This window comes from Kitasatospora sp. NPDC004745, from assembly GCF_042873275.1.
Lineage (GTDB): Bacteria > Actinomycetota > Actinomycetes > Streptomycetales > Streptomycetaceae > Kitasatospora.
This window is the reverse complement of record NZ_JBIALK010000010.1, coordinates 31372-57312: the sequence shown is the minus strand read 5'-3', so window position 1 is coordinate 57312 and position 25941 is coordinate 31372. Positions and strand designations below refer to the sequence as shown.

Sequence of the window (25941 nt, the reverse complement as noted above, 5' to 3'; positions counted from 1 at the left end):
TTACATCGCACCTGCCACACCGCAGCTGCTGCATGACGACTCGGGAGGGCCAACCCCAATGAGAGTTTCTCGGATCAGCCGGACCCGGTACGCGGCGGTGGGCCTGGTGCTCGCCACCGCCGGCGCCCTCGCGCTGCCGGCCGGCACCGCCGTCGCGGCCCCTGTGGCCGACTCGACGACCGGTCCGCTGCTCAGCTACGTCGTCAACACCAAGGCCAACCACGGTCAGGTGCAGAAGGTCGAGCAGGCCGTCAAGAGCCTCGGCGGCACGGTGGTCTACTCGTACGACCAGATCGGCGTCGTCATCGCGCGCTCGACGGACACCAAGTTCGCCGAGAAGCTGCGCCTGGCCAAGGGCGTCGACTCGGTCGGCGCCAGCCGCACCAAGGGCATCACCGCCGCCGACACCCAGAAGGCCGAGGTCGCCCCCGCGCCCGCCGCCGCCCCGGCCCCCGGCCAGGAGCCGCTCGAGGCCAACCAGTGGGACATGCGCCAGATCGGTGTCGACAAGGCGCACAAGATCTCGCTCGGCAGCCGCAACGTCACCGTCGGCGTGCTCGACTCCGGCATCGACGCCACCCACGAGGACCTCGCCGCCAATGTGGACGCCTCGCAGTCGGTCTCCTGCATCGACGGCGGCAAGCCGAACACCGACTGGAAGGCCTGGCAGCCGGGCCCCGACGGTGACCACGGCACCCACGTCGCCGGCACCATCGCCGCCGCCAAGAACGGCAAGGGCATCGTCGGCATCGCGCCGAACGTCAAGCTGGCCGCGGTCAAGGTCGTCGACGACGGCGGGTTCATCTACCCCGAGTACGCGATCTGCGGCTTCGTGTGGGCCGGTGAGCACCAGTTCAAGGTGACCAACAACAGCTACTACGTCGACCCGTGGATGTTCAACTGCCCGAACGACAAGGACCAGGCGGCCATCACCGCCGCCGTCCGCAAGGCCGTCGCGTTCTCGCAGCGCAAGGGCGTCCTCAACGTCGCCGCGGCGGGCAACGAGAACATCGACCTGGCGCACAAGACCACTGACGTCTCCAGCCCGGACGACACCACCCCCGGCACCCGCCCGGTCACCAACGACTGCCTGTCGCTGCCGACCGAGCTCCCGGGCGTCATCGCCGTCTCCTCGGTGGGTGTCAACGGCGACAAGTCGTACTACTCCAGCTACGGCAAGGGCGTCGTCACCGTCGCCGCGCCGGGTGGCGACCGCCGCTTCCAGCTGCCGGACACCCCGGACAAGGACGGCCGCATCCTGTCGACCATCCCGGGCGGCAAGTACGGCTACATGCAGGGCACCTCGATGGCCTCCCCGCACACCACCGGTGTGCTCGCCCTGCTCGCCAGCACCTTCCCGTGGGCCAGCCCCGAGGAGCTGACCGAGATGCTGACCAGCCAGGCCGAGTCGCACCCGTGCCCGAGCGGCGAGTTCAACCCGGGCGGCACCGGCCAGTGGAAGGCCACCTGTGAGGGCGGCGCGGACGACAACGGCTTCTACGGCGCGGGCATCATCAACGCCGAGAAGGCGGTCCAGTGGTGGCGCTGACGCGCTGACCGCGGCACCACCTGAACACTGAGCCGGGGAGCGGGACCACTTGGTCCCGCTCCCCGGTCGTTTCTGAGTAGTCGTACTCAGGCCGCCGGGCGACCGGCTCGCCAGGATGGACCCGTACCCCACGGAGTCCTCCCAGGAGTTGAGCAGCATGGCGCAGACCTTCCCCGGCTGGCAGGCCCCGCCGGTCCGCCCGTCCGCCCCCGGGGGCCGCGGCCGGCGCTGGCCGTGGCTCGTCCTGGGTTTCGTCGAACTGGCCGCCGCCGGGCCGATGCTGGTGGCGTTCGCGATGACCGGGCTGGTGGCCGGGGTGATGGGCCTGGCGGCCGGCGGCACCGCGAACGCGGCCGTCGGACTGGTGCTGATGCTGGCCGCGGGCCCGGTGGCCGGGCTGGCCGCGGCGGCGGTCGCGATCGCGCTGTTCGCCCCGGCGGTGAGCAGGTTCAGCCGCTCGGTGGTGTTCGCCGTCCTGATGGGCGGACTGCTGGCCGGCACCGCGGTCGAGTACGTCGGCTGGGTCGCCCCAGCCCTCGGCTGAGCACCCGCGGGCTCGAGGAGGCCCGCCCGGGGACGGAGACGGCCGCGGGGACGGGCTACGGCTCCTGGTCGACGTGCGGGTCCCAGACCGTCGCCACCGACGGCTTGCCGTGCAGGTCGGGGACCTCCTGCAGCCAGGCGGGCCGGCCGGCGCGGGTCCGGGCCTCCCGCCGCCGCTCGGCCTCGCGCAGCTGCTCGGGGGTGGCGAAACCCTCCGGCAGCCACTGCCCGGAGAGCGCCGCCCGGGCGGCCAGGTGGGTGACGTAGGCGTCCCGGACGGCGGCCACCGAGTCGAAGCCCGGCTCGTCGGCCAGCCACTCGTCCGGGACGAGGGCCAGCACCTCCTCCAGCAGCGCTGCGGTGACCAGCGGGCCGAGCTCCTCGTCGGCCAGCCGGACGTCCGGGGAGCAGCCGCCGAGGGCGTGCGCACTGAGGTCGTAGCGCTTGCCGACGGCCGCCCCGGCGGTGGCCCAGCGGTGGTGGAAGATCAGCGCGGCGCCGTTGTCGATCAGCCAGAGCCGCCCGTGCCAGACGACCAGGTTGGGGTTGTGCACGGTGCGGTCCACGTTGCCGGTGAGCGCGTCCAGCCAAACCACCCGTCCGGCCTCGGCGGAGCCCACCGGGATCATCCCGGGCCGGTAGTCCCGGGCGCCGGGCAGCAGGTCCATCCCGAGGTTGAGGCCGCCGCTGGCCCGCAGCATGTCCTGGATCTCGGTGTCCGGTTCGTCCGCGGCGACGGCCGGGTCGAAGTCCACCAGCCGCAGCTCGGGGACGCGCAGGCCGAGGCGCCGGGCCAGTTCGCCGACGATCACCTCGGCGACCAGCGCCTTGCGGCCCTGGGCGGCGCCGGTGAACTTGACCACGTAGGTACCCAGGTCGTCGGTCTCCACGACGCCGGGGACGGAGCCGCCGGCCCTCAGCGGGTCCACGTAGCGCACTGCTGTCACCAGATCGAGCACACCGGCCACCCTATCCCGCCCGGCCGGCGGGCGGCCGGGCCGGTGCGAGCCCCGGAGGGCCGCGCCCGCGGCGCTGTGATTGGCTTGCCGCTGAGACCGGAGACCCACCAGACAGAGGAGAGCACGTCCATGGGACAGGTGCAGGCCACCACGGCGCGGGACTACGACGCCGCCCCCGAGCGGGTGTACGAGGCGCTGGCCGACTACCAGGTGACCCGCCCGAAGCTGCTGCCCGCGCAGTACAGCGAGTACGAGGTGCGGGTCGGCGGCACCGGTGCGGGCACCCAGGTGCACTGGAAGCTCCAGGCCACCGAGAAGCGTGTGCGGGACTGCCTGTTCACCGTCTCGGCGCCGGCGCCCGACCAGCTGGTGGAGAAGGACGCCAACTCCACCATGGTGATCACCTGGACCGTCTCGGCGGTCGGCGAGGGCCGGTCGAAGGTCACCGTCTCCGCCACCTGGCAGGGTGCGACCGGCATCGGCGGCTTCTTCGAGCGGACCTTCGCCCCGAAGGGCCTGAACCGGATCCACGACCAGGTGCTGGCCAACCTGGCCGCCGAGGTCCGCTGACGGATCCCCCCCCGGAGCCACCCCCCGGGCAATTCGCCCGGGGTTTCGAGTGGTTCGTCCGCCCGTACGAGCGGAAAGCCGTACGGGTGGACGGCCCGCCACCTCCGGGTGACGAGGGCCGCCCGGCGCGCTGGAGCCACCCTAGGCTCGCCGCCGTGCATATGACGATCCTTCACATTTCGCAGCCGGTCGACGGCGGCGTCGCCCGCGTCGTCGTCGATCTGGTCCGGGGACAACGGGAGGCGGGCCACCGGGTCCTGGTGGCCTGCCCGCGGGGCGGCCGGCTGGCCGAGGAGGCCGCCGCGGTGGGCGCGCTCGTCCGGGACTGGCCGGCGGAGCGCTCACCGGGGCCGGGCTCCGCCGCGGAGGTCTGGCGGCTGCGCCGGATCGTCCGGTCCGCGGCGCCCGACGTGGTCCACCTGCACAGCGCCAAAGCCGGTCTGGCCGGTCGGCTGGCGGTGCGCGGCACGGTGCCCACGGTCTTCCAGCCGCACGCCTGGTCCTTCGCCGCCGTCGACGGTCCGATGGCCACCGCGACCCTCAACTGGGAGCGATTCGCCAGCCGTTGGGCGCACCGGCTGCTCTGTGTCAGTGTCCAGGAGCGCGCCGACGGCGTCGCCGCGGGCGTGAGCGCGGACTGGGCGGTGGTGCCCAACGGCGTCGACGTCCGCCACTACGCGCCCGCCGACCGCCGGGCCGCGCGGATCGCGCTCGGCCTGGACCTGGACGCCCCGCTCGCGGTCTGCGTGGGCCGGCTGTGCCGGCAGAAGGGCCAGGACGTGCTGCTGGCGGCGTGGCCGCAGGTGCTGCACGCGGTGCCGCAGGCCCGGTTGGCGCTGGTCGGCGGGGGCCCGGAGGAGCAGCGGGTGGCGGAGCTGGTCCGGGAGTCGGCGGAGCCGTCCCGGGTCCGGCTGGTCGGGGACGTGCCGGACCCGCGGCCGTGGCTGGCGGCGGCGGACCTGGTGGTGCTGCCCTCGCGCTGGGAGGGCATGGCGCTGGCCCCGTTGGAGGCGATGGCCGCCGCCCGTCCGGTGCTGCTCACGGACGTGCCGGGGGCCCGGGAGTGCCTGCCGCAGGCCGAGCGGGCGCAGGCGGTGGTGCCGCCGGAGGACGTGACCGCGCTTGCCACCCGAATGGCCGAAGGGTTGTCCGATCCGATCGAGTGCGAGCGGCGCGGTGCCCGACTGCGTGACCACGTGGTGGCCCGTCACGACGTCCGCACGGTGGTCGAACAGGTGGACGTCCTCTACCGCCATCTACTGGGTGCCGGCCCGGCCGCGGGGCGCCGCCGCACCCGTGTCCCAGAGCCGATCTGATCGTTTCACATGCCGTGAATGCCCGCCGTTCCGGGGCCGGCGTATTCGCACCCTCAACCGGATAAGGGTGAGGCGTCAATCCGAAATACCTATTAATGGGCGGCTGGAATGAAATGGCAAGTCACCTTCCGGCCTGCAAGTCCCGGTTCGGTATTGTCGGATTTCGCCTGCTTCATTTCGACTTCACGCCGGGAATTCGCGAGTGAGCACGTCGCGACCGGGCCCGCCGGGCCCCGCGCGCGAGAGCCGAAGGCCGCCGGCGGCAGCAGGTGCTGTCAGGACCGCGCCCACCGGCCCGGGACGACCGCTCCGCGCCATCCGGTGCCGGGGCACCGCCGCCCCGGGCACACAGCAGGGGAGTTCGTGCGCTGATGACCATTGACCACGACAGCGTGCCGCGGTCCGACCAGTCCCTCTCCGGCCCGTGGCGGCCCGGCACCGGGCTGCTCGACCGCCCGGCCGGATCGGCCCGGACCGGTACGGTGCCGACGCCCCGCCGGCACCGCAGGGCCGTCCGCTCCCGGCTCGCCCTGCCGCTCGCACTGGTCCAGGTCGACGCGATCGCGCTCTGCACCGCCACCGGCCTCGCCAACCGGGCCATCGACCCCGCCGTCCCGCTCGCACCGCTGCTCGGCGTCGCCGCCGTCCTCCCGCTGCTGCTCGCCCTCAACCTCGCCGGCGGCCTCTACCGGACCCGGCTCACCCTCTCCGTCCTGGACGAACTGCCCGCACTGGCCGTGCGCGCCGTCGTCGCCACCGCCTTCGCCGTCACCCTGGCCGGCTGCCTGGACGGCCGCTGGCCCGACTGCGGCCCCGCCACCCCGGCCCGTCTCACCGTCCTGCTCGGCGCCCAGCTGCTGATCGCCGCCCTCGGCCGCGGCGTGCTCTACCACCTGGTCCGGCGGATCCGCCGCAGTCGCCCCAGCCCCGTCCTGGTGCTCGGCGCCGGCCGGCTCGGCCGCCGGGTCGCCGCCGCCCTCAGCGAGCGGGGCGAGTACGGGATGCGCCCGGTCGGCTTCCTCGACGCCGACCCGCCGCTGCTCGCCACCGACACCGACCTGCCCGTCCTCGGCGGCCGCGAGGTGCTGGAGCGCGAGGTCCGCCGGCACCGGGTCCACCACGTCGTCGCCACCGCGGGCGCCGCCGACGAGGGCGAGACCGCCGCCGCCCTGCGCGACGCCGCCCGGCTCGGCTGCCAGGTCTGGCTGGTGCCGGCGCTGCGCGAGTTCGGCGCGCTGCCCACCTCCCGGCTCCCCGGCGCCGACCACCTCTGGGGCTTCCCCTGCCTGCGGGTCGACCGCCCGGCGATGCGCCGGCCCGGGTGGGCCGCCAAGCGCGCCCTGGACGTCACCGCCGCCGGGCTCGGCCTGCTGCTGCTCGCCCCCGTCCTGGCGCTCTGCGCCCTCGCCGTCCGCTTCGACACCGGCCCCGGCGTGCTCTTCCGCCAGCAGCGCACCGGGCTGGACGGCCGGATCTTCACCGTCCTCAAGTTCCGCACCCTGCGCCCCAGCAACGAGCACGAGTCGGCGACCCGCTGGAACATCTCCCAGGACCACCGGATGGGCGCCGTCGGCCGCCTGCTGCGCCGCAGCTCGCTGGACGAGCTGCCGCAGCTGTGGAACGTCCTGCGCGGCGACATGAGCCTGGTCGGCCCGCGGCCCGAGCGCCCCTACTTCGTCATGAGGTTCAGCCAGGCCTACCCCGAGTACGCCGACCGCCACCGCGTCCCGGTCGGCCTCACCGGCCTCGCCCAGGTCAACGGCCTGCGCGGGGACACCTCCATCGAGGACCGCGCCCGGTTCGACAACCGCTACATCGAGAGCTGGAGCTTCTGGCAGGACGTCAAGATTCTGTGCCGCACCGCGGTCCTGATGCTCCACCCGGACGGGAGCTGACCCGCGTGGCCCTGACCCTCCCCGCCGACCCCGCTCCGAACTCCCCGGGCACCCCGCGGGCGGACGGGCGCGCGGCGGCGGCCTTACGCAGGTCCCTCGCCGCCGCCGCCGACCGCCCTAGCCTGCTCGCCGCGGCCACCGTGCTGCTGGTCTGCGTGCCTACCGGCGAGAAGGACGTCACCGCCGCCGTCCACGTCACCGCCGCCGACATCGCCTCGCTGGCGCTGGTCGCCCTCACCGCGGTCAACCTGCTGCGCGGCCGGCTGCCCGCGCTCAGCCGCGCGAGCTGCGTGCTGTTCGGCGGGATCGTCGTCGCGGCCGCCGTCGCCACCGTCGGCTCGATCGACCCGGCGACGAGCCTCACCGGCTTCGTCCGGCTCACCCAGATCTTCGTCCTGGTGCCCGCCGGGGTGCTCTGCTCGCTGCGCGACCGCGCCGACCAGCGGTTGGTCCTCGGCTCCTTCGTGCTCGCCGCGCTGATCCAGGGCGTGGTCGGCGCCCACCAGTACCTCACCCGCACCGGCGCCTCCTACACCGGCCAGCCGATCCGGGCCGTCGGCACCTTCGGCGCGCTCGACATCATGGCGATGTCCACGGTCGTCAGCTACGGGCTGCTCGCGGCCCTGGCGCTCGGCCTGGCCGAACGGGGGGAGCGCGGCAACGCCCGGCTGCGCCGCGCGATGTTCGCCGCCGCCGCCTTCCTGACCTTCCCGCTGGCCGTCTCGTTCAGCCGCGGCAGCTGGATCGCCACCGGCGCCGCCGCCACCGTGCTGCTGCTGCGCGCAGACGCCCGGCTCGCCGTGCGCGGAGCCGTCCTCGGCACGGCCGCCGGGATCGTCCTGGTCGGCGGCCTCGGTCTGGGCGCCTCCGGCGTGACCGAGCGGCTCAGCTCGATCGGCTCGGTCTCCGCCGCCCCCGACCAGTCCGTCTCCGACCGCTACGACCTGTGGGCCACCGCCGGGCGGATCTGGCAGGACCACCCCGTCCACGGCGCCGGCCCGAAGGCCTTCCAGCAGCTGCGCGACAGCCACGCCCCGCTGCGGCTCTCCTCCGGCAGCGACGCCGCCGACGCCACCATCGGGTTCCAGCGCGAACCGCTGCTCTCCCCGCACAACATGTACTTCCTGGTGCTCAGCGAGCAGGGCCTGATCGGGATCGTCGCCTACACCGCGCTCTTCCTCGGCCTGCTCCTCGGCTGCCTGCGCCACTCGCGCGGCCCGGCCCTGGCCGCGCTGGCCCTGCTCACCTGGGTCCTGGTCGACTTCCTGTACGCCGACATCGGCGGCACCACCACGGTGCTGACCTCCGTCGTCCTCGGCCTCGCGGCCCGCGCCTGCGTGCAGGAGACGGCGTGACCACGGACCAGCCCGTGCCGACCCTCGCCGCACTCCCCGCCCCCCGCAGCGCCCCCGCCGACGACCGGATGCCCGGGCCCGCCGCCGGCCCCCGGCGCGGCTTCCTGGCCAAGGCCTTCGGCGTCACCGCCGTCCTCAGCGCCGCCGGCTCCGGCCTCGGCCTGCTCCGCGACCTCCTGCTCGCCCGCTACTTCGGAGCCGACCAGGGCACCGACGCCTTCCTCGTCGCCTGGACCGTCCCGGAGACCGCCGCGCCGCTGCTGATCGAGGACGCCATGTCCTTCCTCATGGTGCCCGCCTTCGCCCTCGCCCTGGTGCTGCGCGAGGAGCACCCGGACGCCCCCGACCCGGTCCGCCAGCTCGTCCGCGCCACCCTGCCCCGGCTGCTGCTCGCCCTCAGCGGGCTCGCCGTGGCCGTCGCGCTCGGCGCCCCGCAGCTGGTCGACCTGCTCGCCCCGGGCCTGGCCGACCCCGGCCTGGCCGTCGCCTGCACCCGGATCACCGCGATCACCGTGCTGCCCTTCGGGGTGGCCGGCTACCTCGGCGCCGCGCTGCGCGCCCACCACCGCTTCACCGCACCGGCCGGCATCTACGTCGCCTACAACCTCGGCATCCTCGCCGTGCTGCTCGGCTGCCACGCCTTCCTCGGAGTGCGCTCGGCCGCCCTCGGCGTGGCGCTCGGCAGCCTGCTGATGGCCGGTCTGCTGATCGGGCCCTTCCTGCGCCGGCTGCGCCGGGGCACACCGGCGGCCGGGGCCCGCGGCTCGCGCCAGGCCCTGGTGCTGATGCCGCTCGCCCTGCTGCCGGTGGCCGCGTTCACCCTGACCCGCCAGGCGCAGGTCTTCGTCGAGCGCTACCTCGGCTCGACCCTGCCGCCCGGCACCATCTCGCACCTCAACTACGCCGCCAAGGTCTCCCAACTGGCCATGACCGCCGGCATCCTGATCTGCACCGTCACCTTCCCGCTGGTCGCCCGGGCGCTGGCCGCGGGGGACCTCACCGCCGCCCGCGACCGGGTCGAGAAGGACCTCGGCCAGGCCGCGGCGGTCGTCCTGCTGGGCACCGCCTTCCTGATGTCCTGCGCACCCGCGGTGGTCGCGCTGCTCTTCCAGCGCGGCGCCTTCGGCCCGCAGGACACCGCCGCCACCGCCGCGGTGATCCGCGTCTACAGCTTCGGCCTGCCCGCCCAGGCGCTCATCGGCGTGATGGTCCGCCCGTACTTCTCGCTGCGCCCGGTGGTCCGGCGGGCCGACGACCCGGGGACCGAGGACGGCGGCCGCCGGCTGCTGGACTGGTACCCGGTCGCCGCGATGCTGCTCGGACTCGGCGTCACCGTCGCGGTCGGCCTGCTCGCCACCCCCCGCTTCGGCGCCCCCGGGCTCGCGGCCGGCAACGCGGCGGGCATCACCGTCGCCGCCGCGCTGCTGCTGCGCGGCCTGGTGCTGCGCGGCATCCCGCTGCGGCTGCGCCGGGTGCTCGGCGGCCACGGCCGGCTGGTGGCCGCCGCCGCGGGGGCCGCCGCCCTCGGCGCGGCCGCCTCCGGGCTGGTCGCCGATCCGCTGCTCTCGACACTCCTCGGGGGCCTGACCGTGGCGCTGGCCTTCGCCGCTCTCGGCACCGGCCTCGGTGCGCACGAGGTGCGCGGCCCGGTCCTCGCCGCCGCCCGGGTCCTGAACCCGGCAACCGTCGCCGATGAAGGGAAGCCCCCCCATGGACAATGAACGGGGAACCGTCCGTTCGGCCCGGGCGGGCGTGCACCGCCGGGCCGCACCGGCCGTGGCCGGACCCTGCGGCGACCTCCGCTCCGCCGACCCGGCGCGGTCGGAGCCGGGGCCGCCGCGCAGCCGCCGCCCGGCCGGCGAACCGCCCGGGCCGCGCCCCGCCTGGCCGTGGATCCCGATGTACCACTCGGTGCAGGCCCGGGAGAGCCGGCGCCTCCTGGAGGAGGTCGTCGGCGGCCCGGTCACCGGCTTCTGCTACCCGTACGGCGCCGTCGACCCGCCCGCCGCCCGGGCCGTCCACGAGGCCGGCTACGACCACGCCTGCGCGATCGCGCACTCGCCGCTCACCGGCCGTCTCGCACTGCCCCGCAGCTACGTCGGGGAGCGCGACGGCGCCTGGCGGCTGCGGGCCAAGGAGGTCCGGCACCGGCCGCGCGGCACCGTCACCGAGCTGCGCCGGACCACCGCCCGGAGGGCGGCCGGGTGAGGGTCCTGCACATCGTCACCGGGCTCGCCTCCGGTGGCGCCGAGCGCCAGATCCAGCTGCTGATCCGGCACCTGCCGGCGCACCAGCAGTGCGAGGTGGTCGCCCTGACCAACCCCGGGACGGTGGCCACCGCGCTGCGCGCCGACGGCGTGACCGTCCACCACCTCGGCATGCGTGGCAACCGGGACCTGAGCGCGCTGCCCCGGCTCGTCCGGCTGGTCCGCTCCGGCCGCTACGACCTGGTGCACACCCACCTGTACCGGGCGCAGCTGTACGGCCGCCTGGCGGCCCGGCTCGCCGGGGTCCGCGCGGTGGTCTCCACCGAGCACTCGCTGCACGCCGGGGTGATCGAGGGCCGCACCGTCACCCGGGGCGTGAAGGGCCTCTACCTGGCAGCGGAGCGGCTCGGCAGCACCACCGTCGCGGTCTCCCGCCAGGTCGCCCAGACGCTGCACTCCTGGGGCGTGCCGCCGGGCCGGGTCGAGCTGATCCCCAACGGCATCGACACCGCGAGGTTCCGCCGCCCGGCCGCCGACCGGGCCGCCGTCCGCCGCCGGCTGCGGGCCGAACTCGGCCTGCCGGAGCAGAGCTGGGTGATCGGCGGGGTGGGCCGGCTGGTCCCGGGCAAGCGCTTCGAGGTGCTGGTGGACGCGCTCGCCGAACTGGACCCGGCCAGCCGACTGGTACTGGTCGGGGCAGGCCCGGAACGCGCCGCGCTGGAGCGCCGGGCCGTCGACCTCGGCGTCCGGGAACGGATGGTGCTCACCGGTGAGCGCGAGGACGTCCCCGACCTGCTCGCCGCCCTGGACGTCCTGGCCGCCCCCTCCACCGCGGAGACCTTCGGGCTCGGCGTGCTGGAGGGCCTCGCGGCCGGACTGCCGGTGCGGCACAGCGCCTGCCCGGCCCTCGACGAACTGCCGCCGAGCGCCGCCCCGCAGGCCCGCCGGATCCCGTCCGAGGCCGCCGCCTACGCCGCGGCGCTGCGCGACCTGCGGCACCTGAACGACCACACCGCGGACCCGCTGCCGCACCCCCCGGCGGTCGGCCACTACGACATCGCCCGGGTCGCCGCCGACCTGAGCGCCCTGTACGACCGGCTGGCCCGCGCCTGACCGCCCGCCGCCGGAACCGCCGTCACATTCCCAAGGAGTCACACCCATGACCACACCGCGCCGAAGCGCCCGCCACCTGGTCCGCCGCTGGTGGCCGGTGGCGCTCGCGGTGCCGCTGGGCGCCGCGGCCGGAGCCGGGTACGCCGTCGTCTCGCACCCCTCCTACGCGGCCAGCGCCTACGTCCTCGTGGTGCCGGAGAGCCCGGGGGAGGCCGCCACCGCGACCAACTTCGCCCAGGCGTACGGACGGCTGGCGGGCCAGCCGCAGGTGCTCGCCGTGGCGGCCGCCGAGACCGGCCACACCCGCTCCGAGCTGGAGTCCCTGGTGCACGGGACGACCTCCCCGGACGCCCCGATGATCGAGATCACCGGGACCGGGACCCGGCCGCAGGAGGCCTCCCGGACCGCCGACGCGGTGGCCCGCTCGCTGGTCTCCTTCGCCAACACGAGCAGCCGGGACACCAACGTCCGGCTGGTCACGCTGGCGCCGGCCGCCGAGCCGGACAAGCCGACCACCCCGTCCGGGCGCCTGGACGTCGCGGTCGGCGGAGCGGCCGGCCTGCTGATCGGCGCGCTGGTGATGATGACCCGCCGCCGCGGCGGGGCGGACGCCGAGCCGCCGGCCCCGGAGGCCCCGGCGACGCCGGCCGCCCCGGCCGACCGCTCGACCACCCCCCGGCCGCGGACCGAGGAGCCGGCGGCCGCCGGCGCCGCAGCGTCGGAGGAGACGGGGCAGAAGGCCGCGCAGAAGTCCGGAGGGAAGTCTGCGGAGAAAACCCCCGCGGAGGCCCCCGCGAAGGCCGCCGCGACGGTCGCGGAGCCCCCGGCCAAGGCGAAGAGCGCCGCCGGGAGCCCGCGATGAGCACCGAGACCCGGCGGGCCGGCCTGCCGCACCGGGCACCGGCGCCGGTGTGGACCACCGAGCTGCGCCGCGAGGACGACGCCCTGGACTCCCTCGCCGAGGAGTGGGACGACCTGGCCGCCCGCTGCCGGACGGCCACCTTCTTCCAGGCCGTCGACTGGCAGCGCTCCTGGTGGCGCCACTACGGCAGCCCCGGCGGCCTGCGGGTGGTGCTGGTCCGCCGGGACGGCCGGCTGGTCGGCGCCGGCGCCTTCATGCGCCGCGGCGGCCCGCTCGGCGGCCTGACCGGCCTGGGCGCCGGGCTGGCCGACTACACCGACGTGCTGCTCGACGACGACTGCGCCGACCGGGCCGCCGCCGAGTTCGCCGCCGCCCTCCCGCTCACCCGCCCGTGGCACTGCCTGGAGCTGCGCGAGGTGCACCCCGAGGCCGCGGTGCAGCGGGTGTACGAGCACTGGCGCGGCGGGCGCCGCCGCTACCAGGACTCGCTCTGCCAGTACCTGCCGGCCGTCCCGATGGAGCGGCTGCTCAAGCGGGTGCCCGGGAAGACCGCGCAGCGCAGCCGGGTCAAGCTGCGCAAGATCGCCGAGGCCGGGGTGGAGGTCTCCTCGACGCCGCCCGCCGAGGTGCCGGAGGCACTGCGCCACCTGCTGCGGCTGCACTTCCAGCAGTGGCAGGAACGGGGCGTCACGCCGGAGCACCGCACCGAACGGTTCGCCCGGCACCTGACCGAGTCCACCACTGGGCTGGTCGCCACCGGCCGGGCGGCCGTCCACCAGTTCCGGCTGGACGGCGAGCTGGTCGCGGTGAACCTGCTGCTGCTCTGCCCGTCCTTCGGCGGCCTCTACCTGTACGGCGCGCACCCGCTGCTGCGCGAGCGGCTGGACATCGCCGGGCTGCTGTTCGGCGCGGCGCTGGACGAGACGGTCGGCGCGGGCATTCCGGTGCTCGGCCTGCTGCGCGGCCAGGAGCCCTACAAGCAGCGCTGGCGGCCGGACCGACTGCCCAACCAGCGGCTGCTGTTCGGCCCGCCCGGGCCGGCCCCGGCCGCCGCCGCCCGGGCCGGCGCGGTGCGCGCCCGGCAGACGGCGGCGGAGGTGCTGAGCACCCGCTTCCCCCGGCTCAAGGAGACCCTGCTGGCCCGGCGCCGAGGCTGACCGGGCCCGCCCCCGGGGCTCACCGCCGCGCGGGCGTCCCGGCGGCCGACGGACGGGGCGACGGGTCGGCCGCCGGGCCGGTGGCCGCGGTGGACGGGCTCGGCGAGGGGCCCGGGCCGGTGGCCGCGGCCGGGCTCGCCGCAGGGCTCGTGGCCGCGGTCGGCGTCCCCGGCTGGGCGGGCCGGTTCGGCGGGGTGGGGGCCGCGGACGCCGTCGGCACCACCGCCGGCGCCCCCTTCGAGCCGGACATCAGCCGCTTGAACCGGTCGGCCGAGCGCGGGTTGCGGTCGCACTGGAAGAAGCCGTGCGGGCAGTAGTCGGTGATGGTCTGGTAGGCCGTGTCGTGGGTGCGCATCCACTCGACCATCCGCTGCACGAACTCCGGGTTGTCGCCGTTGCGGAACAGCCCCCACTCCGGGTACGAGACCGGCTTCCCGCGCCTGGCGGCGAACTCCACCTGGTCCTGCAGCCCGTACGGCTCGCGCACGTACTCGTCGAAGGTGCCCCCGGCGGGCTGGTCGTAGCTGTCCATGCCGATGATGTCGACCACGTCGTCGCCGGGGTAGCACTTGGTCCACGGGATGGCGTCCAGGCCCCGGTTCGGGGTGAAGTCGAAGCGGAACCGCTGCCCGGGCACCGAGCGCATCACGCCGACGATCCGCCGCCAGTAGGCCTTCCAGGCGCTCGGGTCGGGCTTGCAGCGGTGGGTGTAGGTGACACCGTTCATCTCCCAGCCGAGGGTGAGCACGGTGTCCGCGCCGCCGAGGGCGACCAGCCTGCGGGCGAGCCGCAGGAAGTGCCGGTCGAAGTCCCCCCGCGCCCCTTGGGCGAGCAGCTTCGCGACCTCGCCGTCCGGCACGTTCGCCTCGTTGGGCACCAGCATCGGGACGCCGAGGACGAGCGTCCTGGACGGGTCGGCCAGCCGCCACTGCGACCACATGCCGAGCACCACCGGCTCGCCCTCGACGTCGGCCCAGCTGTTGCCCGCCAGATAGGTGTGGCCGACCTGGAGGTTGGCGTCGCCCAGCCACTGCGCGTACCGCCCGATCTGCGGGATGTAGCTGTCCCAGGAGCCGACGAAGGCACCGAACGGGGGCTCGTGCCGGGGCCGTTGCACGGCCGGGCGGGGCGCGGCGCCGCGCGGCTCGAAGGCGTCCGAGGAGAGGGAGTGCCGCTCGGTCTGGCTGAGCGGGGTCCCGGTCGGGACACTGGCGGTGGCCAGCAGCAGCAGCGCGGCGGCGGCCAGCGTCAGGCGGCCGATTCGCATGGTCTCTCCTCCGGGCGTCGCGGGGCGGGGGCGCGGTGGACGGACCGTGGCGCCCCGCTCGCCGACAGTAGGCCCGGCGGGCGTCGGAAAAGCCGAATGTCACCCTAAAGTGGGCGCCATTCGAACGCCGTCTGCCGCAGCGGCCACCCGGGTGCACCGCGTGTATCAGCTCTGTAACGGTCGATCCGACCCTCCGGGCCTGACTCCGGAGCGGTCGGCGACCCGGCCGCGCCCCCGACGGCGCAGGTCGGCGGGCGGGTGCGCGGGGAGGGCGCGCACGCCCCTGCGCGCGGTCCGCAGTGCGGACGGCGGGCGATTCCAGGCTGACTCGCGTGCCCGGTGCCGGGTACGCTCCGGCCGTGTCCTGGAAGCCGCTGCGTGTACTGACCCCCCGCTCGATCCTGCCTGCCCTGGCGGTGATGCTGGTCCTTGCGGCCGGAGCGGCGGCCCACGCGAACAAGCCGGTGCCGTTCGGCGACCGGGTGGCGGGCCCCGGGGACGCGGAGGCCACGCCGGTGAACTCGCAGTCGCTGAGCTCGGCCGACCTCGAGCTGAAGGTGGGCCCCGGGCTGGAGGCCTTCCACCGCGCGACCGGCGAGCAGGCCTGGTCCTACCGCCGCGAGGGCGCCACCGCGTTGTACCTGTCGATGGCGGGCGACAACGCCGTCGTGGTGTGGGACGACGGGCTGATCACCTCGGTGCGCCCGGGCGACCACGAGGTCCGCTGGCACCGGGCGGTGCCCGGCCTGGCGGACTGGCTGCGCGGCGACGGCGAGCCGGGCGCGGACAAGCGGACCGACGAGCAGCGCAGACAGCTCGCCCAGGACCGCGCCGCCGCGGCGATGCACACCGTCCAGCAGGGCGGCTCCGCCTGGGTGGCGGTGGTCACCCCGAACCTGACCATGGGCCTGCGCGAGGCCGACGGCGACCTGCGCTACAACTCCAAGCCGCCCGGCAACTGCGTCTACGACCCGCTGCGCACCGTCGGCACCGAGTACGCGGTGTTGGTGCCGCGCAGCTGCACCAACAGCTCCGGGCAGGCCGTCTCCGGCGGAATCAGCGGCTACCGGCTGGACAGCACCGGCTGGCAGCTGAACACCGGCCCGGCCGCCGCCATCAAGGCGCTGGACGGCAGCCGGGTGCTGATCACCGACGGGCCGATCGTGCCGCCCCGGGTCTTCGACACCAAGGCGGCCGCCCCCGAGGCGGCCTGCGGCAGCCCGTCCGTCCCGTTCGCGGCGGTGCGCCCGCAGGGCGGCTGCGCGGACCCGGCGGCGAGCCCGTCGACGGACGTCCCGGTGCCGGACCAGCCGGCCGCCCAGCCGCCGGTGCAGGACCAGTCGTCGCAGGCGCCGCAGCCGTCCCAGCAGCCGCAGCAGTAGCACCGGCGCCGGCGGTGGAGGCGGTGCCCCGGGGCGTTCCCGCGCGGCCCGGTAGACTTGCCGCCATGGCTGACTTCTCCGGGCACTAGCAGGCGTTGCGGCGCCGCGCTCCGCGCCGTGCCGAACACCGACGAAGCCCCTTTCCCGCTGCTCGGCCCCGGGCCCCGCCCGCCGCCCGCCCACGTCCCAGGAGTAGTCCACCGCCATGATTTCCGCCAACGCCCTCGAGCTGCGCGCCGGTGCCCGGATCCTGATCGAGTCCGCGAGCTTCAAGGTCGCCGCCGGCGACCGGATCGGTCTGGTCGGGCGCAACGGCGCCGGCAAGACCACCCTCACCAAGGTGCTGGCCGGCGAGGGCCTGCCCGCCGCCGGCACGGTGATCCGCTCCGGCCAGGTCGGCTACCTCCCGCAGGACCCGCGCACCGGTGACCTGGACGTCCTCGCCAAGGACCGCATCCTCTCCGCCCGCGGCCTCGACACCGTGCTGAAGAAGATGCGCGAGAACGAGGACCGGATGGCCAACGGCAAGGGCGCCACCCGCGACACCGCGATGAAGAAGTACGCCCGGCTGGAGACCGAGTTCCTCACCAAGGGCGGGTACGCCGCCGAGGCCGAGGCCGCCACCATCGCCGCCGCGCTCGGCCTGCCGGACCGCATCCTGAACCAGCAGCTGCACACCCTCTCCGGTGGTCAGCGCCGCCGCGTCGAGCTGGCCCGGATCCTCTTCTCGGACTCGGACGTGCTGCTGCTCGACGAGCCCACCAACCACCTGGACGCCGACTCGATCGCCTGGCTGCGGGACTTCCTGAAGACCTACAAGGGCGGCTTCATCGTCATCTCGCACGACGTCGACCTCGTCGAGACGGTCGTCAACAAGGTCTTCTACCTGGACGCCAACCGCTCCGCGATCGACGTCTACAACATGGGCTGGAAGCAGTACCAGCAGCAGCGCGAGGACGACGAGAAGCGCCGCAAGCGCGAGCGGGCCAACGCCGAGAAGAAGGCCGCGACCCTCAACGCGCAGGCCGACAAGATGCGCGCCAAGGCGACCAAGACGGTGGCCGCGCAGAACATGGCCCGCCGCGCCGAGAAGCTGCTCTCCGGCCTGGAGCAGGTGCGCCAGAGCGACAAGGTCGCCAAGCTGCGCTTCCCGGACCCGGCGCCCTGCGGCAAGACCCCGCTGACCGCCGCGGACCTGTCCAAGTCCTACGGCTCGCTGGAGATCTTCGCCGGCGTGGACCTGGCGATCGACCGCGGCTCGCGGGTCGTCGTCCTGGGCCTCAACGGCGCCGGCAAGACCACCCTGCTGCGGATGCTGGCCGGGGTGGAGCAGCCGGACACCGGCGAGGTGATCCCGGGCCACGGCCTGAAGATCGGCTACTACGCCCAGGAGCACGAGACGCTGGACCCGGACCGCACGGTGCTGGAGAACATGCGCTCCTCGGCCCCGGACACCGACCTGGTCCAGATCCGCAAGATCCTCGGCTCCTTCCTGTTCTCCGGCGACGACGTGGACAAGCCGGCCGGGGTGCTCTCCGGCGGTGAGAAGACCCGTCTGGCGCTGGCCTCGCTGGTGGTCTCCAGCGCCAACGTGCTGCTGCTCGACGAGCCCACCAACAACCTCGACCCGGCCAGCCGGGAGGAGATCCTGGGCGCGCTGCGCGAGTTCTCCGGCGCGGTCGTGCTGGTCACCCACGACGAGGGCGCGGTGGACGCGCTCCAGCCGGAGCGGATCATCCTGCTGCCGGACGGGGTCGAGGACCTCTGGAGCCCGGCCTACGCCGATCTGGTCTCGCTCGCCTGACCGGCAGTAGACACGGGATCCTCTTTTCGGACCAGAAAAACTAGTCCTTACGGCGTGTCCGGGAATGAAGTAGGCCTGGATTCCGTTTAAGGACTTCCTGTCGGCCCGCCACTCGATCGTGGTCGGGCCGACACTGCTGATCAGCCCTTTCACGGCGGTCGGCGCAACCCGCCCGGGGGCGTGCACTCTGCGTGAGCGCCCTGGTGCGCTCGGATCACCACCGTAGGACGGCACATTCCCGACATCGACCTTGTCGAATGGGTGGCCAGGACGCGGTGGATGGGTGATCATGGGAATCTGACCGAGCAACGCTACGAGGAGGCACGGGTGGCCGAGACTCTGAAAAAGGGCAGCCGGGTGACCGGTGCCGCGCGTGAGAAGCTCGCGGCCGATCTCAAGAAGAAGTACGACTCCGGGGCGAGCATTCGCGCTCTCGCGGAGGAGACCGGTCGTTCGTACGGCTTCGTGCACCGGATGCTGAGCGAGTCCGGAGTGATCCTCCGGGGCCGCGGCGGTGCCACGCGGGGCAAGAACAAGGCGACTGCAGGGGCCGGTTCCTGACGGTCCGTCAGCACATGGCTGGATGACGCGGCGGCAGGGCGCCGGCCGAGGAGACGACAGCTGACCGTCAGCTGGGCGTCCGCCCTCGGGTCGAGTGGACCGGCCGCCGATCGTCATGCCCGGGGTGTCGACCGCCCCCGGGCATTTTTCGTGCCCCGATCTTTCCCTGCCGGTGGCCTGCCGCCGCGCCCCCGGGTTTGTTACTCTCCGGTAGTCAAGCCCCTCGCCACCGGAGGTCCCCGCATGACCGCCCCCGTCACCGACCCGCAGGCCCCGAGCTGGGAGCAGGACGGCGTCCGCCTGGAGATCGACGGCGAGCTCGCCGTCGTCACCCTGTGTCAGCCCAAGCGGCGCAACGCCCAGTCGCCCGCCATGTGGCGCGCCCTCGCCGCCGCCGGCCGTGACCTGCCCGGCACCGTCCGGGTCGTCCTGCTGCGAGCGGAGGGCGTCTCCTTCTCGGCCGGCCTCGACCGCGCCATGTTCACCCCCGAGGGCATCCCCGGCGAGCCCAACTTCCTCCGGCTCGCCGCCGCGCCGGACCAGGAGCTCGACGACACCATCGCCTTCTACCAGGAGGCCTTCACCTGGTGGCGCCGCCCAGACCTGATCTCCATCGCGGCCGTCCAGGGCCACGCCGTCGGCGCCGGGTTCCAGCTCGCCCTCGGCTGTGACCTGCGGGTCGTCGCCGACGACGCCCAGTTCGCGATGAAGGAGACCTCGCTCGGGCTCGTCCCCGACCTGGCCGGCACCAAGCCGCTCACCGAGCTCGTCGGCTACGCCCGGGCGCTGGAGATCTGTGCCACCGGCCGCTGGGTCGGCGCCGAGGAGGCCGCCGCGATCGGGCTGGCCAACCTGGCCGTGCCCGGCGCCGAGCTGGACGCCGCCGCCCGCGACCTCGCCGCCGCGCTGCTGGCCGCACCGCGCAACGCCGTCACCGAGACCAAGGCCCTGCTCCAGGGCGCCTCCGGGCGGAGTTTCGAGGAGCAGCGCGCCGCCGAGCGGGCGGCGCAGGCCCGCCGACTGCGCGACCTCGCCGGGATCGGCGACTGACCTTCGGCCGTTCGAACGAGGCCCGGCCCCGGGGCGCCACCCGGGAGCCGGGCCTCCGCCGTTCCCGGCGGGCGCGAAACGTGGCGAAATGCCAGAGTTGGGGGGATCTGCGATATAGCTGGAGCCGTGACGACGGGAGACCCGCCCCATGCCTGACACTCCGACACCCGCCACCATGCACAAGAACGCCGGAGCCGCCGCCCCCGCCGCCCCCGCAGCGGCCGAGAGCCGGAGGGCGGTCGGCGAACGGGGCCGCACGGCCCTGGCCGTCGGCGTGGTCGAGAAGATCGCCGGCATGGCCGCCCGCGAGGTCTCCGGGATCCACGCCCTCGGCTCCGGCCTCGCCCGCACCTTCGGCGCGATGCGCGACCGGGTGCCCGGCGGCAAGTCCAGCATCGGGCGGGGCATCAAGGCCGAGGTCGGCGAGAAGCAGACCGCCATCGACATCGCGCTGGTCGTCGAGTACGGCGTGGTCATCCCCGAACTCGCCCGTCAGGTGCGGGAGAACATCATCGACGCGGTCGAGCGGATGACCGGCCTCGAGGTCGTCGAGGTCAACATCGCGGTCAACGACGTCCACCTCCCCGACGAGCCGGACGTCGAGGAGGAGGAAGAGGAGACCGTTCCGGCGGGGCAGCGGCCCAAGCTCAGATAGCGGGTTCAGGCGGCGCCCGACGGCGGGCGGCAGCGGGAGACGAGGAGTGAGCGGATGAACCTGGCCATCGTCGGCCTGGTGGTGGGCATGGCCCTCGGCTTCGCCGGGTACTTCGGCGGGTTCGCGGCGTTCCTGCTGGTGGCCGCCCTCGGGCTGGTCGGCTTCGTGGCCGGGCGCCTCCTGGAGGGCGACATCGAACTCGGTGACCTCGGCGACCTGCTCCGCGGCCGCGACCGGCGCCGCTGATGGCGGCCCCGGCCCCCGCCGCCCGCCGCCGTGAACCCGCCGTCCGGGGGCGCCTGCGGATCGCCGACCGGGTGTACGCCCGGATCGCCGCCCGCGCCGCCCGGGAGGCGCTCGCCGACGTCTGGACCGGCCGCAGCGCCGAGGGCGCGCCGCCGAGCGTCACGGTCGCCACGCCCGGCAGCACCGTGACCGTGCGGGTCGCCGTCGAGCTGCCCTTCCCCGCCGACCTCGCCGCGCTCGCCCGGGCCGTGCGCGAGCGCGTCGTCGCCCAGGTCGCCGGGTTCACCGGGACCAGGGTCTCCGAGGTGGTCGTCGTCGTCGAACGGCTGGTCGCCGGGGGAGCGTCGTGACCGCGGACGAGCCCGGGGGCCGGCCGGCCGGCGGGACCGCGGACGGGCCGGTGCAGGTGCAGGGCCCGGTGGCCGAGGGGCCTCCGGAGGCGCCGCCGGACGGCCCGGGGGGCCCGGAGGACGAGGCGGCGCCCAGGGTGCGGCGGCCGCGGGCACCCCGGACCACCGCGGCGGTGATCGTCGCCACCGTCGTGCTGGTGGTCGCCGGGGCACTGCTCTACGACGTGATCGCCGTCCGCGCCGGGCTCCCCGCCCGGCGGTGGCGTGCCCGGATCGCCGACGAACTGGCCACCCGGCACCTGGACGACCCGTGGGTCCTGGTGGGCGCCGGCGTCGCCGCGCTGATCGGCGGCACCCTGCTCTGGCTCGCCCTCGCCCCCGGGCTCGGACGCTGGCTCCCGTTGCGCCCGCACGGCGGGACCGGTGCCACCATCGACCGGGCCGGCATCGGACACCTGCTCGCCGACCGGGCCGCCGGGCTCCCCGGCGTCGACCACCTGAAGATCCGTCTCAGCCGCCGGCGGATCCGGGTCACCCTCACCGGGAGCGCCGATCCGGCGCTGGTGGAGCGACAACTGCGCGACGAGCTGGCCCGGGTGACCCTGGCCCGGCCGCCGCAGCTCGACGTCCGGTCGGCAGGCGGAGCGGCACGGGACGTCGCGCCCGAGCCGGAGACGGGGACGTCCGAGACGGAGACTCCGGGGACGGGGACGTCCGAGACGGGGACGGAGATGCCCGAGACGGAGACTCCGGGGACGGGAACGGGAACGGGGGCCGCGGGATGAGACGGACGACCGTCAACCGGGTGCTGCTCGGGGTGGTCGGCGCGGTGCTGCTGGCCGTCGGGCTCCTGGTCCTCGCCGGAGGGCTCGACCTGTACGGGCGGCTCGGTGTCCACCCGCCGGGCAGGTGGCCCCTCGCCGCGCCCGGCCGGCCGGTGCTCAGTGCCGCCGCGCGCGGCCGCTGGTCGGGCGCCGTCTGGTGGTGGCCCGTCGTCATCGGCGGGCTGACCGTGATCGTCGTCGGCACCGCCTGGTGGCTGGTGGCCCAGCTGCGGCGCAGCGGCCCGGGCGACATCTCCGTGCCGACGCCCGGTGCCACCGGTCTGCGGTTGCGGATCCGCACCCGGGCGCTGGAGGAGGCGCTCGAGACCGGGACGGCCACTCTCCCCGAGGTGGAGCGGGCCGGGGTGCACCTGGTGCGGGCGTCCGGCCGCCACCGGCTGCGCGGCGCCGTCCGGCTCACCCCGGGCGGCGACCCGGCGGCGCTGGTCGAACACTTCGAGACCGGCCCCAGGGCGGACGCCTGCAGCAGTCTCGGTCTGCCGGAGCTGCCGGCCGACCTGCGGATCAGGGTCCTCCAGGCCGCCCCGACCGAGCCCGCGCGGCGCCGCGGTCGGCGCCGCGGGCACCCTCGGGTGGAGTGAGCCGGAGGCGCGGGGGCCCGTCCGACCGGGCGGCCGCCCCGCGCCCCGAGCGCTCCTCAGAGGGTGCGCAGGGCGCCGCCGTCCACGGGCACCATCACGCCCGTCAGGTAGGAGGCGGCGGGGGAGAGCAGGAAGGCCGCGACCTTGCCGAACTCCTCCGGGGTGCCGTAGCGGCCGAGCGGGATCGCGGCGGATGCCTGGGCGCGGGCGCCGTCCGGATCGCCGCCCAGGGAGTCCAGCTCGCGGACGCGGTCCGTGTCGATCCGGGCCGGGAGCAGCCCCACCACCCGGATGCCGCGCGGGCCCAGCTCGTCCGCGAGGGACTTGGCGGCCATCGCCAGCCCGGGGCGCAGGCCGTTGGAGATGCCCAGGCCGGGGATCGGCTGGCGCACCGAGCCGGAGAGCACGAAGCCGATCACGCCGCCCTCGCCGAGCGCCTCGGCGGCCGCGCGGGCGATCCGCAGGGCACCGAGGAAGACCGACTCGAACGCGTCCCGCCAGGCCTCCTCGGGCGCGCCGACCACCTGGCCGGCCTGCGGGCCGCCGACGCTGATCAGCACGCCGTCGAGCCGGCCGAAGTGGGCGGTCGCCTCCGCGACCAGGCGCCCGGCGGTGGCCGGGTCGGCGTTGTCGGCGACCAGGCCGTGGGCGCGCCCGCCGCCGAGGGAGTCCAGCTCGGCGACGGCCGCGTCCACCGACTCCTTGCTCCGGCCGCTCACCAGCACCCGCGCGCCGTCGGCGGCCAGCTCCCGGGCACTGGCGAGGCCGAGGCCCCGGGTCGCGCCGGTGACCACGTACGCCCTGTCCTTCAGTCCAAGATCCATGGGCCCATCCTGCCGGGTGGCGGGTGACCGGGACAGCAGGCGGGGTGGGTCGGTGGTGCCGCCGCGGAGGCGGGGAGGGCGCCCGAGGCGCTGGCGTTGACGTCGGCGTCAAGGTCTACCGTCGGACGTGGCGGCGCGCGGAGGCGGTCGGGAGAGCGGGGGCGGGCATGCGGATCGGGGAGCTGGCGGAGCGCGCGGGGACGACCACGCGGGCGTTGCGGTACTACGAGCAGCTCGGTCTGCTGCCGGCCCGGCGGGCGGGCAACGGGTACCGGGCGTACGACGAGCGGGACCTGCGGCTGCTGCGGCAGATCCGGACCCTGCAGGACGCCGGGTTCGGCCTCGAGGAGACCCGGCCCTTCGTGGAGTGCCTGCAGGCGGGCCACCCCGAGGGGGACTCCTGTCCGGCCTCGCTGGAGGTGTACCGGCGCAAGCTGGCCGAGCTGGACGAGTGCATCGCCCGGCTGCAGGAGGCCCGGGAGCGGGTCGCCGGGCAGTTCGAGCGGGCCGTCAGGGCCCGGGACGGGCTCGCGGCCGAGGCCTCCGGGCAGCGGCCGCCGCAGTGTGGACTGTCGACCGAGTGGGTGGAGGAGTAGACGATGGTGCGGATTCCCGGAGTGCCGGCGGTGACGGACGACACGTTCGCCGAGCAGGTGCTGCAGGCCGAGGGGCCGGTGCTGGTGGACTTCACGGCGGACTGGTGCCCGCCCTGCCGGATGATGGCGCCGGTGCTGGCGGACATCGCCCGCGAGGAGGCGCACCGGCTGCGGGTGGTCAGTCTGGACGTGGACCACAATCCGCGCACCCAGGCGGCGTACGGGGTGCTGTCGATGCCGACGCTGATGGTGTTCCGCGCCGGTGAGCCGGTGCGCTCGGTGGTCGGTGCCCGGGCGAAGGCGCGGCTGCTGCGCGAGCTGGCCGACGTCCTGTGAACCGGCCCGGCCGGCGGCGATCAGGAGCGGCGGCGCCCGGCTAGGCCGCCGGGACGGGCTCGACCGGGGCCGCGGCCTCGGCGGCCTGCTTGGCGCGGTCCCTGGCCTCGCGGCGGGCCAGGACCCAGACCCCGACCGGGATCATCGCGGTGAAGAGCCACCACTGGATCGCGTACGCCATGTGCGGGCCGATGTCGGAGTGGTTGGGCTCGGGGATCAGCTGGGGCTGGTCGGCCGGGGCCGGTGCGGTGGCGGTGAGCTCCAGGTAACCGCCGAGCAGCGTGGTGCCGGTGTCCTCGGCCTGCTGGGCGGTGCTGATCAGGTTGAACTGGCGGTCGGGCAGTCCGGCCCGGTCCCTGATGCCGCTGCCGGCGCTGGTCTCGTCGGCGCGCAGCCGGCCGGTCAGGGTGACCTCGCCGCCCGGGGCGGCCGGGACCGGCGGGTAGGCGGTGGCGTCGTCGCCGGAGGCGACCCAGCCGCGGTTGACCAGGACGTCGCCCCGGCCGTCGGAGAGCTTCAACGGGGTGACCACGAAGTAGCCGATGGTGCCGTTGCTGTCGGTCCGCTTGCGGACCACGAACTCGTGCGCCGTGTCGTACCGACCGGTGGCCGTCACCGCGCGCCAGGTGAGGTCCTTGGGCACCGCGGTGCCGGGCGCGGTCGACAGGGTGTCGAACGGCACCGGGGCGGCGGTGAGGGCCCTGCCGATCAGCTCGTTGCGGGCCACCCGCGCCTCGTGGCGGTGGAGCTGCCAGAAGCCCAGCTCGATCGTGGCGGGGATCAGCAGCAACGCGATCAGCATGGTGATCAGCCACTGCCGGGTCAGCAGAAAACGGTACACATGGGCACGGTACGCCGACCTCACAACGGGCTCACGCACCGGGGTGCGGGGCTACCTCGCGCAGCAGCTGCAGGAAGGCGTCCTCGCCGACCACCGGGGTGCCGACCTCCCGGGCCCGGCGGGCCTTGCCGCTCCAGCTGCCGGGTTCGTTGGTGACCAGCAGGCTGGTGAGCCGGCTCACCGAGGTGGCGATGTGCAGGCCGGCCTCGACGGCGCGGTCCTCCAGCAGCTCGCGGTCGGTGGCGGTGTCGCCGGTGAAGGCCACCCGCATGCCCTGCACGAGCGGCTTGCCGTCCTCCCAGCGCCCCGGGTTGGGGTACGGGCAGGGCGGGCGCTTCTTGGCCTGGCGGTAGGCGGCGCCGGTCCAGGAGGCGCGGCCGGGGGCGGCGGGCTCCTCCTCGCCGAGGTCGGTCACGGCGACGCAGGTCTGCAGCGGCAGCGGGACTCCGCCGAGGCGGGCCAGCCGCAGGCTGGGGCGGAACGCCTCGGCGAGCACCCGGGCGTCGTCGAGGGCGTTGTGCGCCTGCTGCTGCCGGACGCCGAAGTGGGCGGCCAGCGAGGACAGCTTGCCGTTGGGCAGCGGCAGGCGCAGGTCGCGGGAGAGCACCATGGTGCAGATCCGCTGCTCGACCGGGGCGCGCAGGCCGGCCCGGGAGAACTCGCGGGAGATCATGTTCCAGTCGAAGAGCGCGTTGTGGGCGACCAGCACGCGGCCGCGGAGCCGGTCGGCGAAGTCGTCGGCGATCTGCGGGAAGGTCGGGGCGCCGTCGAGCAGCTCGGCGGTGAGCCCGTGGATCCAGACCGGGCCCGGGTCCCGCTCGGGGTTGACCAGGGTGTACCAGTGGTCGGTGACCTCGCCGTCGTGGTCCAGCTGGTAGACACCCGCCGAGATGACGCGGTCCGAGCGGCCGAGGCCGGTGGTCTCGACGTCGACCACCGCGAACCCCGGGGAGGGGTCGGCGGAGCGCTGGGCGGGGACCGGGGCGGTCCGCGGCGCGCCGTGGGTCTCGGGCTGGATCGGTTGCATGGTCCAACAGGATAAGCGCCGCCGGGCACCGCCCCGGTCGAAATGTTGCC

At 75.1% G+C, this 25941-nt stretch carries 27 protein-coding genes; 22 read left to right on the top strand and 5 right to left on the bottom strand.

Annotation, left to right across the window (positions count from 1 at the left end; genetic code table 11):
• Positions 1 to 58: 58 nt before the first annotated feature.
• A complete protein-coding gene (locus tag ACFYUY_RS18530; protein WP_387901670.1) occupies positions 59 to 1549 on the top strand; it encodes a S8 family serine peptidase in 1491 nt (496 codons plus the stop codon).
• Between the two features lie 115 nt (positions 1550 to 1664).
• Positions 1665 to 2093: a hypothetical protein gene (locus ACFYUY_RS18525; RefSeq protein WP_387901667.1), complete on the top strand. Its 429-nt coding sequence runs from the start codon at positions 1665 to 1667 to the stop codon at positions 2091 to 2093.
• Positions 2094 to 2148: 55 nt separating this feature from the next.
• Here ACFYUY_RS18525 and ACFYUY_RS18520 read toward each other — a convergent pair whose 3' ends face one another.
• A complete protein-coding gene (locus ACFYUY_RS18520) occupies positions 2149 to 3051 on the bottom strand; it encodes a HipA family kinase (RefSeq protein ID WP_360211774.1) in 903 nt (300 codons plus the stop codon).
• Between the two features lie 129 nt (positions 3052 to 3180).
• Between ACFYUY_RS18520 and ACFYUY_RS18515 the strand changes: the two genes are divergently transcribed.
• The 9 genes from ACFYUY_RS18515 (at position 3181) to ACFYUY_RS18475 (ending at position 13526) form a co-directional block, all read left to right on the top strand.
• Entirely contained in the window at positions 3181 to 3621 is a 441-nt protein-coding gene (locus ACFYUY_RS18515; RefSeq protein WP_360211777.1) for an SRPBCC family protein, read from the top strand.
• 161 nt (positions 3622 to 3782) lie between these two features.
• Positions 3783 to 4937, top strand: a complete 1155-nt coding sequence (locus ACFYUY_RS18510; RefSeq protein ID WP_387901663.1) for a glycosyltransferase — start codon at positions 3783 to 3785, stop codon at positions 4935 to 4937.
• Positions 4938 to 5308: 371 nt separating this feature from the next.
• Entirely contained in the window at positions 5309 to 6832 is a 1524-nt protein-coding gene (locus ACFYUY_RS18505; protein ID WP_360211783.1) for an exopolysaccharide biosynthesis polyprenyl glycosylphosphotransferase, read from the top strand.
• Positions 6833 to 6837: 5 nt separating this feature from the next.
• Positions 6838 to 8187, top strand: a complete 1350-nt coding sequence (locus ACFYUY_RS18500; protein ID WP_360211786.1) for an O-antigen ligase family protein — start codon at positions 6838 to 6840, stop codon at positions 8185 to 8187.
• Positions 8184 to 9908, top strand: a complete 1725-nt coding sequence (locus tag ACFYUY_RS18495) for a lipid II flippase MurJ (protein WP_387901660.1) — start codon at positions 8184 to 8186, stop codon at positions 9906 to 9908. The genes ACFYUY_RS18500 and ACFYUY_RS18495 overlap by 4 nt, the downstream gene beginning before the upstream one ends.
• Positions 9898 to 10395 (top strand): polysaccharide deacetylase family protein, encoded by a 498-nt coding sequence (locus ACFYUY_RS18490; protein WP_387901657.1) that lies wholly within the window; start codon positions 9898 to 9900, stop codon positions 10393 to 10395. Before ACFYUY_RS18495 ends, ACFYUY_RS18490 begins: the two co-directional genes overlap by 11 nt.
• Positions 10392 to 11507 carry a glycosyltransferase gene (locus ACFYUY_RS18485; protein WP_387901655.1) on the top strand — a complete coding sequence of 372 codons (1116 nt, stop codon included), beginning with the start codon at positions 10392 to 10394 and terminating at the stop codon, positions 11505 to 11507. The genes ACFYUY_RS18490 and ACFYUY_RS18485 overlap by 4 nt, the downstream gene beginning before the upstream one ends.
• A 46-nt stretch (positions 11508 to 11553) precedes the next feature.
• Entirely contained in the window at positions 11554 to 12369 is an 816-nt protein-coding gene (locus ACFYUY_RS18480; RefSeq protein ID WP_387901653.1) for a Wzz/FepE/Etk N-terminal domain-containing protein, read from the top strand.
• Positions 12366 to 13526: a GNAT family N-acetyltransferase gene (locus tag ACFYUY_RS18475; RefSeq protein WP_360211800.1), complete on the top strand. Its 1161-nt coding sequence runs from the start codon at positions 12366 to 12368 to the stop codon at positions 13524 to 13526. The genes ACFYUY_RS18480 and ACFYUY_RS18475 overlap by 4 nt, the downstream gene beginning before the upstream one ends.
• A 19-nt stretch (positions 13527 to 13545) precedes the next feature.
• On the opposite strand, the gene ACFYUY_RS18470 is transcribed toward ACFYUY_RS18475, so the two are convergent.
• Positions 13546 to 14793: a glycosyl hydrolase gene (locus ACFYUY_RS18470; RefSeq protein ID WP_387901650.1), complete on the bottom strand. Its 1248-nt coding sequence runs from the start codon at positions 14791 to 14793 to the stop codon at positions 13546 to 13548.
• Positions 14794 to 15152: 359 nt separating this feature from the next.
• Between ACFYUY_RS18470 and ACFYUY_RS18465 the strand changes: the two genes are divergently transcribed.
• From ACFYUY_RS18465 to ACFYUY_RS18425, 9 genes are all read left to right on the top strand, one after another.
• Positions 15153 to 16175 (top strand): hypothetical protein, encoded by a 1023-nt coding sequence (locus ACFYUY_RS18465; protein WP_360211806.1) that lies wholly within the window; start codon positions 15153 to 15155, stop codon positions 16173 to 16175.
• Between the two features lie 205 nt (positions 16176 to 16380).
• Positions 16381 to 17979 carry a ribosomal protection-like ABC-F family protein gene (abc-f, locus tag ACFYUY_RS18460; protein ID WP_360211809.1) on the top strand — a complete coding sequence of 533 codons (1599 nt, stop codon included), beginning with the start codon at positions 16381 to 16383 and terminating at the stop codon, positions 17977 to 17979.
• Positions 17980 to 18306: 327 nt separating this feature from the next.
• A complete protein-coding gene (locus ACFYUY_RS18455) occupies positions 18307 to 18540 on the top strand; it encodes a helix-turn-helix domain-containing protein (RefSeq protein WP_030059940.1) in 234 nt (77 codons plus the stop codon).
• A 243-nt stretch (positions 18541 to 18783) separates the two neighbouring features.
• Positions 18784 to 19590, top strand: coding sequence for an enoyl-CoA hydratase/isomerase family protein (locus tag ACFYUY_RS18450; protein ID WP_360211812.1), 807 nt, complete (start codon positions 18784 to 18786; stop codon positions 19588 to 19590).
• A 148-nt stretch (positions 19591 to 19738) separates the two neighbouring features.
• The gene (locus ACFYUY_RS18445; RefSeq protein WP_360211815.1) at positions 19739 to 20245 is read left to right on the top strand and encodes an Asp23/Gls24 family envelope stress response protein; all 507 of its coding nucleotides are present in this window, start codon (positions 19739 to 19741) and stop codon (positions 20243 to 20245) included.
• A gap of 54 nt (positions 20246 to 20299) precedes the next feature.
• Entirely contained in the window at positions 20300 to 20491 is a 192-nt protein-coding gene (locus tag ACFYUY_RS18440) for a hypothetical protein (protein WP_063349611.1), read from the top strand.
• Positions 20491 to 20841 carry a hypothetical protein gene (locus ACFYUY_RS18435; RefSeq protein ID WP_387901645.1) on the top strand — a complete coding sequence of 117 codons (351 nt, stop codon included), beginning with the start codon at positions 20491 to 20493 and terminating at the stop codon, positions 20839 to 20841. Before ACFYUY_RS18440 ends, ACFYUY_RS18435 begins: the two co-directional genes overlap by 1 nt.
• The gene (locus ACFYUY_RS18430) at positions 20838 to 21626 is read left to right on the top strand and encodes a DUF6286 domain-containing protein (protein WP_387901642.1); all 789 of its coding nucleotides are present in this window, start codon (positions 20838 to 20840) and stop codon (positions 21624 to 21626) included. Before ACFYUY_RS18435 ends, ACFYUY_RS18430 begins: the two co-directional genes overlap by 4 nt.
• Positions 21623 to 22267, top strand: a complete 645-nt coding sequence (locus ACFYUY_RS18425) for an alkaline shock response membrane anchor protein AmaP (RefSeq protein ID WP_360211824.1) — start codon at positions 21623 to 21625, stop codon at positions 22265 to 22267. Before ACFYUY_RS18430 ends, ACFYUY_RS18425 begins: the two co-directional genes overlap by 4 nt.
• A 56-nt stretch (positions 22268 to 22323) precedes the next feature.
• Here the strand turns inward: ACFYUY_RS18425 and ACFYUY_RS18420 are convergent, their stop codons facing one another.
• Positions 22324 to 23091, bottom strand: a complete 768-nt coding sequence (locus ACFYUY_RS18420) for an SDR family oxidoreductase (protein ID WP_387901640.1) — start codon at positions 23089 to 23091, stop codon at positions 22324 to 22326.
• 167 nt (positions 23092 to 23258) lie between these two features.
• Here ACFYUY_RS18420 and ACFYUY_RS18415 point away from each other — a divergent pair, with 167 nt between their 5' ends.
• Positions 23259 to 23687 carry a MerR family transcriptional regulator gene (locus ACFYUY_RS18415; RefSeq protein WP_360211829.1) on the top strand — a complete coding sequence of 143 codons (429 nt, stop codon included), beginning with the start codon at positions 23259 to 23261 and terminating at the stop codon, positions 23685 to 23687.
• A gap of 3 nt (positions 23688 to 23690) precedes the next feature.
• Positions 23691 to 24023: a thioredoxin gene (trxA, locus tag ACFYUY_RS18410; protein ID WP_360211831.1), complete on the top strand. Its 333-nt coding sequence runs from the start codon at positions 23691 to 23693 to the stop codon at positions 24021 to 24023.
• Between the two features lie 40 nt (positions 24024 to 24063).
• On the opposite strand, the gene ACFYUY_RS18405 is transcribed toward trxA, so the two are convergent.
• Together ACFYUY_RS18405 and ACFYUY_RS18400 are read right to left on the bottom strand one after the other, a co-directional pair.
• Positions 24064 to 24864, bottom strand: a complete 801-nt coding sequence (locus tag ACFYUY_RS18405; RefSeq protein ID WP_387901636.1) for an SURF1 family protein — start codon at positions 24862 to 24864, stop codon at positions 24064 to 24066.
• Between the two features lie 31 nt (positions 24865 to 24895).
• Positions 24896 to 25891, bottom strand: a complete 996-nt coding sequence (locus ACFYUY_RS18400; protein ID WP_360211835.1) for a DEDDh family exonuclease — start codon at positions 25889 to 25891, stop codon at positions 24896 to 24898.
• Positions 25892 to 25941: the final 50 nt, after the last annotated feature.

What these genes read in the sequence shown, in the direction of transcription:
- ACFYUY_RS18530 (WP_387901670.1), top strand. Translation starts at nt 59, where the DNA reads ATGAGAGTTTCTCGGATCAGCCGGACCCGGTACGCGGCGGTGGGCCTG.
- ACFYUY_RS18525 (WP_387901667.1), top strand. Translation starts at nt 1,665, where the DNA reads ATGGACCCGTACCCCACGGAGTCCTCCCAGGAGTTGAGCAGCATGGCG.
- ACFYUY_RS18515 (WP_360211777.1), top strand. Translation starts at nt 3,181, where the DNA reads ATGGGACAGGTGCAGGCCACCACGGCGCGGGACTACGACGCCGCCCCC.
- ACFYUY_RS18510 (WP_387901663.1), top strand. Translation starts at nt 3,783, where the DNA reads ATGACGATCCTTCACATTTCGCAGCCGGTCGACGGCGGCGTCGCCCGC.
- ACFYUY_RS18505 (WP_360211783.1), top strand. Translation starts at nt 5,309, where the DNA reads ATGACCATTGACCACGACAGCGTGCCGCGGTCCGACCAGTCCCTCTCC.
- ACFYUY_RS18490 (WP_387901657.1), top strand. Translation starts at nt 9,898, where the DNA reads ATGGACAATGAACGGGGAACCGTCCGTTCGGCCCGGGCGGGCGTGCAC.
- ACFYUY_RS18480 (WP_387901653.1), top strand. Translation starts at nt 11,554, where the DNA reads ATGACCACACCGCGCCGAAGCGCCCGCCACCTGGTCCGCCGCTGGTGG.
- ACFYUY_RS18475 (WP_360211800.1), top strand. Translation starts at nt 12,366, where the DNA reads ATGAGCACCGAGACCCGGCGGGCCGGCCTGCCGCACCGGGCACCGGCG.
- ACFYUY_RS18470 (WP_387901650.1), bottom strand. Translation starts at nt 14,793, where the DNA reads ATGCGAATCGGCCGCCTGACGCTGGCCGCCGCCGCGCTGCTGCTGCTG.
- abc-f (WP_360211809.1), top strand. Translation starts at nt 16,381, where the DNA reads ATGATTTCCGCCAACGCCCTCGAGCTGCGCGCCGGTGCCCGGATCCTG.
- ACFYUY_RS18450 (WP_360211812.1), top strand. Translation starts at nt 18,784, where the DNA reads ATGACCGCCCCCGTCACCGACCCGCAGGCCCCGAGCTGGGAGCAGGAC.
- ACFYUY_RS18445 (WP_360211815.1), top strand. Translation starts at nt 19,739, where the DNA reads ATGCCTGACACTCCGACACCCGCCACCATGCACAAGAACGCCGGAGCC.
- ACFYUY_RS18440 (WP_063349611.1), top strand. Translation starts at nt 20,300, where the DNA reads ATGAACCTGGCCATCGTCGGCCTGGTGGTGGGCATGGCCCTCGGCTTC.
- ACFYUY_RS18435 (WP_387901645.1), top strand. Translation starts at nt 20,491, where the DNA reads ATGGCGGCCCCGGCCCCCGCCGCCCGCCGCCGTGAACCCGCCGTCCGG.
- ACFYUY_RS18425 (WP_360211824.1), top strand. Translation starts at nt 21,623, where the DNA reads ATGAGACGGACGACCGTCAACCGGGTGCTGCTCGGGGTGGTCGGCGCG.
- ACFYUY_RS18420 (WP_387901640.1), bottom strand. Translation starts at nt 23,091, where the DNA reads ATGGATCTTGGACTGAAGGACAGGGCGTACGTGGTCACCGGCGCGACC.
- ACFYUY_RS18415 (WP_360211829.1), top strand. Translation starts at nt 23,259, where the DNA reads ATGCGGATCGGGGAGCTGGCGGAGCGCGCGGGGACGACCACGCGGGCG.
- trxA (WP_360211831.1), top strand. Translation starts at nt 23,691, where the DNA reads ATGGTGCGGATTCCCGGAGTGCCGGCGGTGACGGACGACACGTTCGCC.
- ACFYUY_RS18400 (WP_360211835.1), bottom strand. Translation starts at nt 25,891, where the DNA reads ATGCAACCGATCCAGCCCGAGACCCACGGCGCGCCGCGGACCGCCCCG.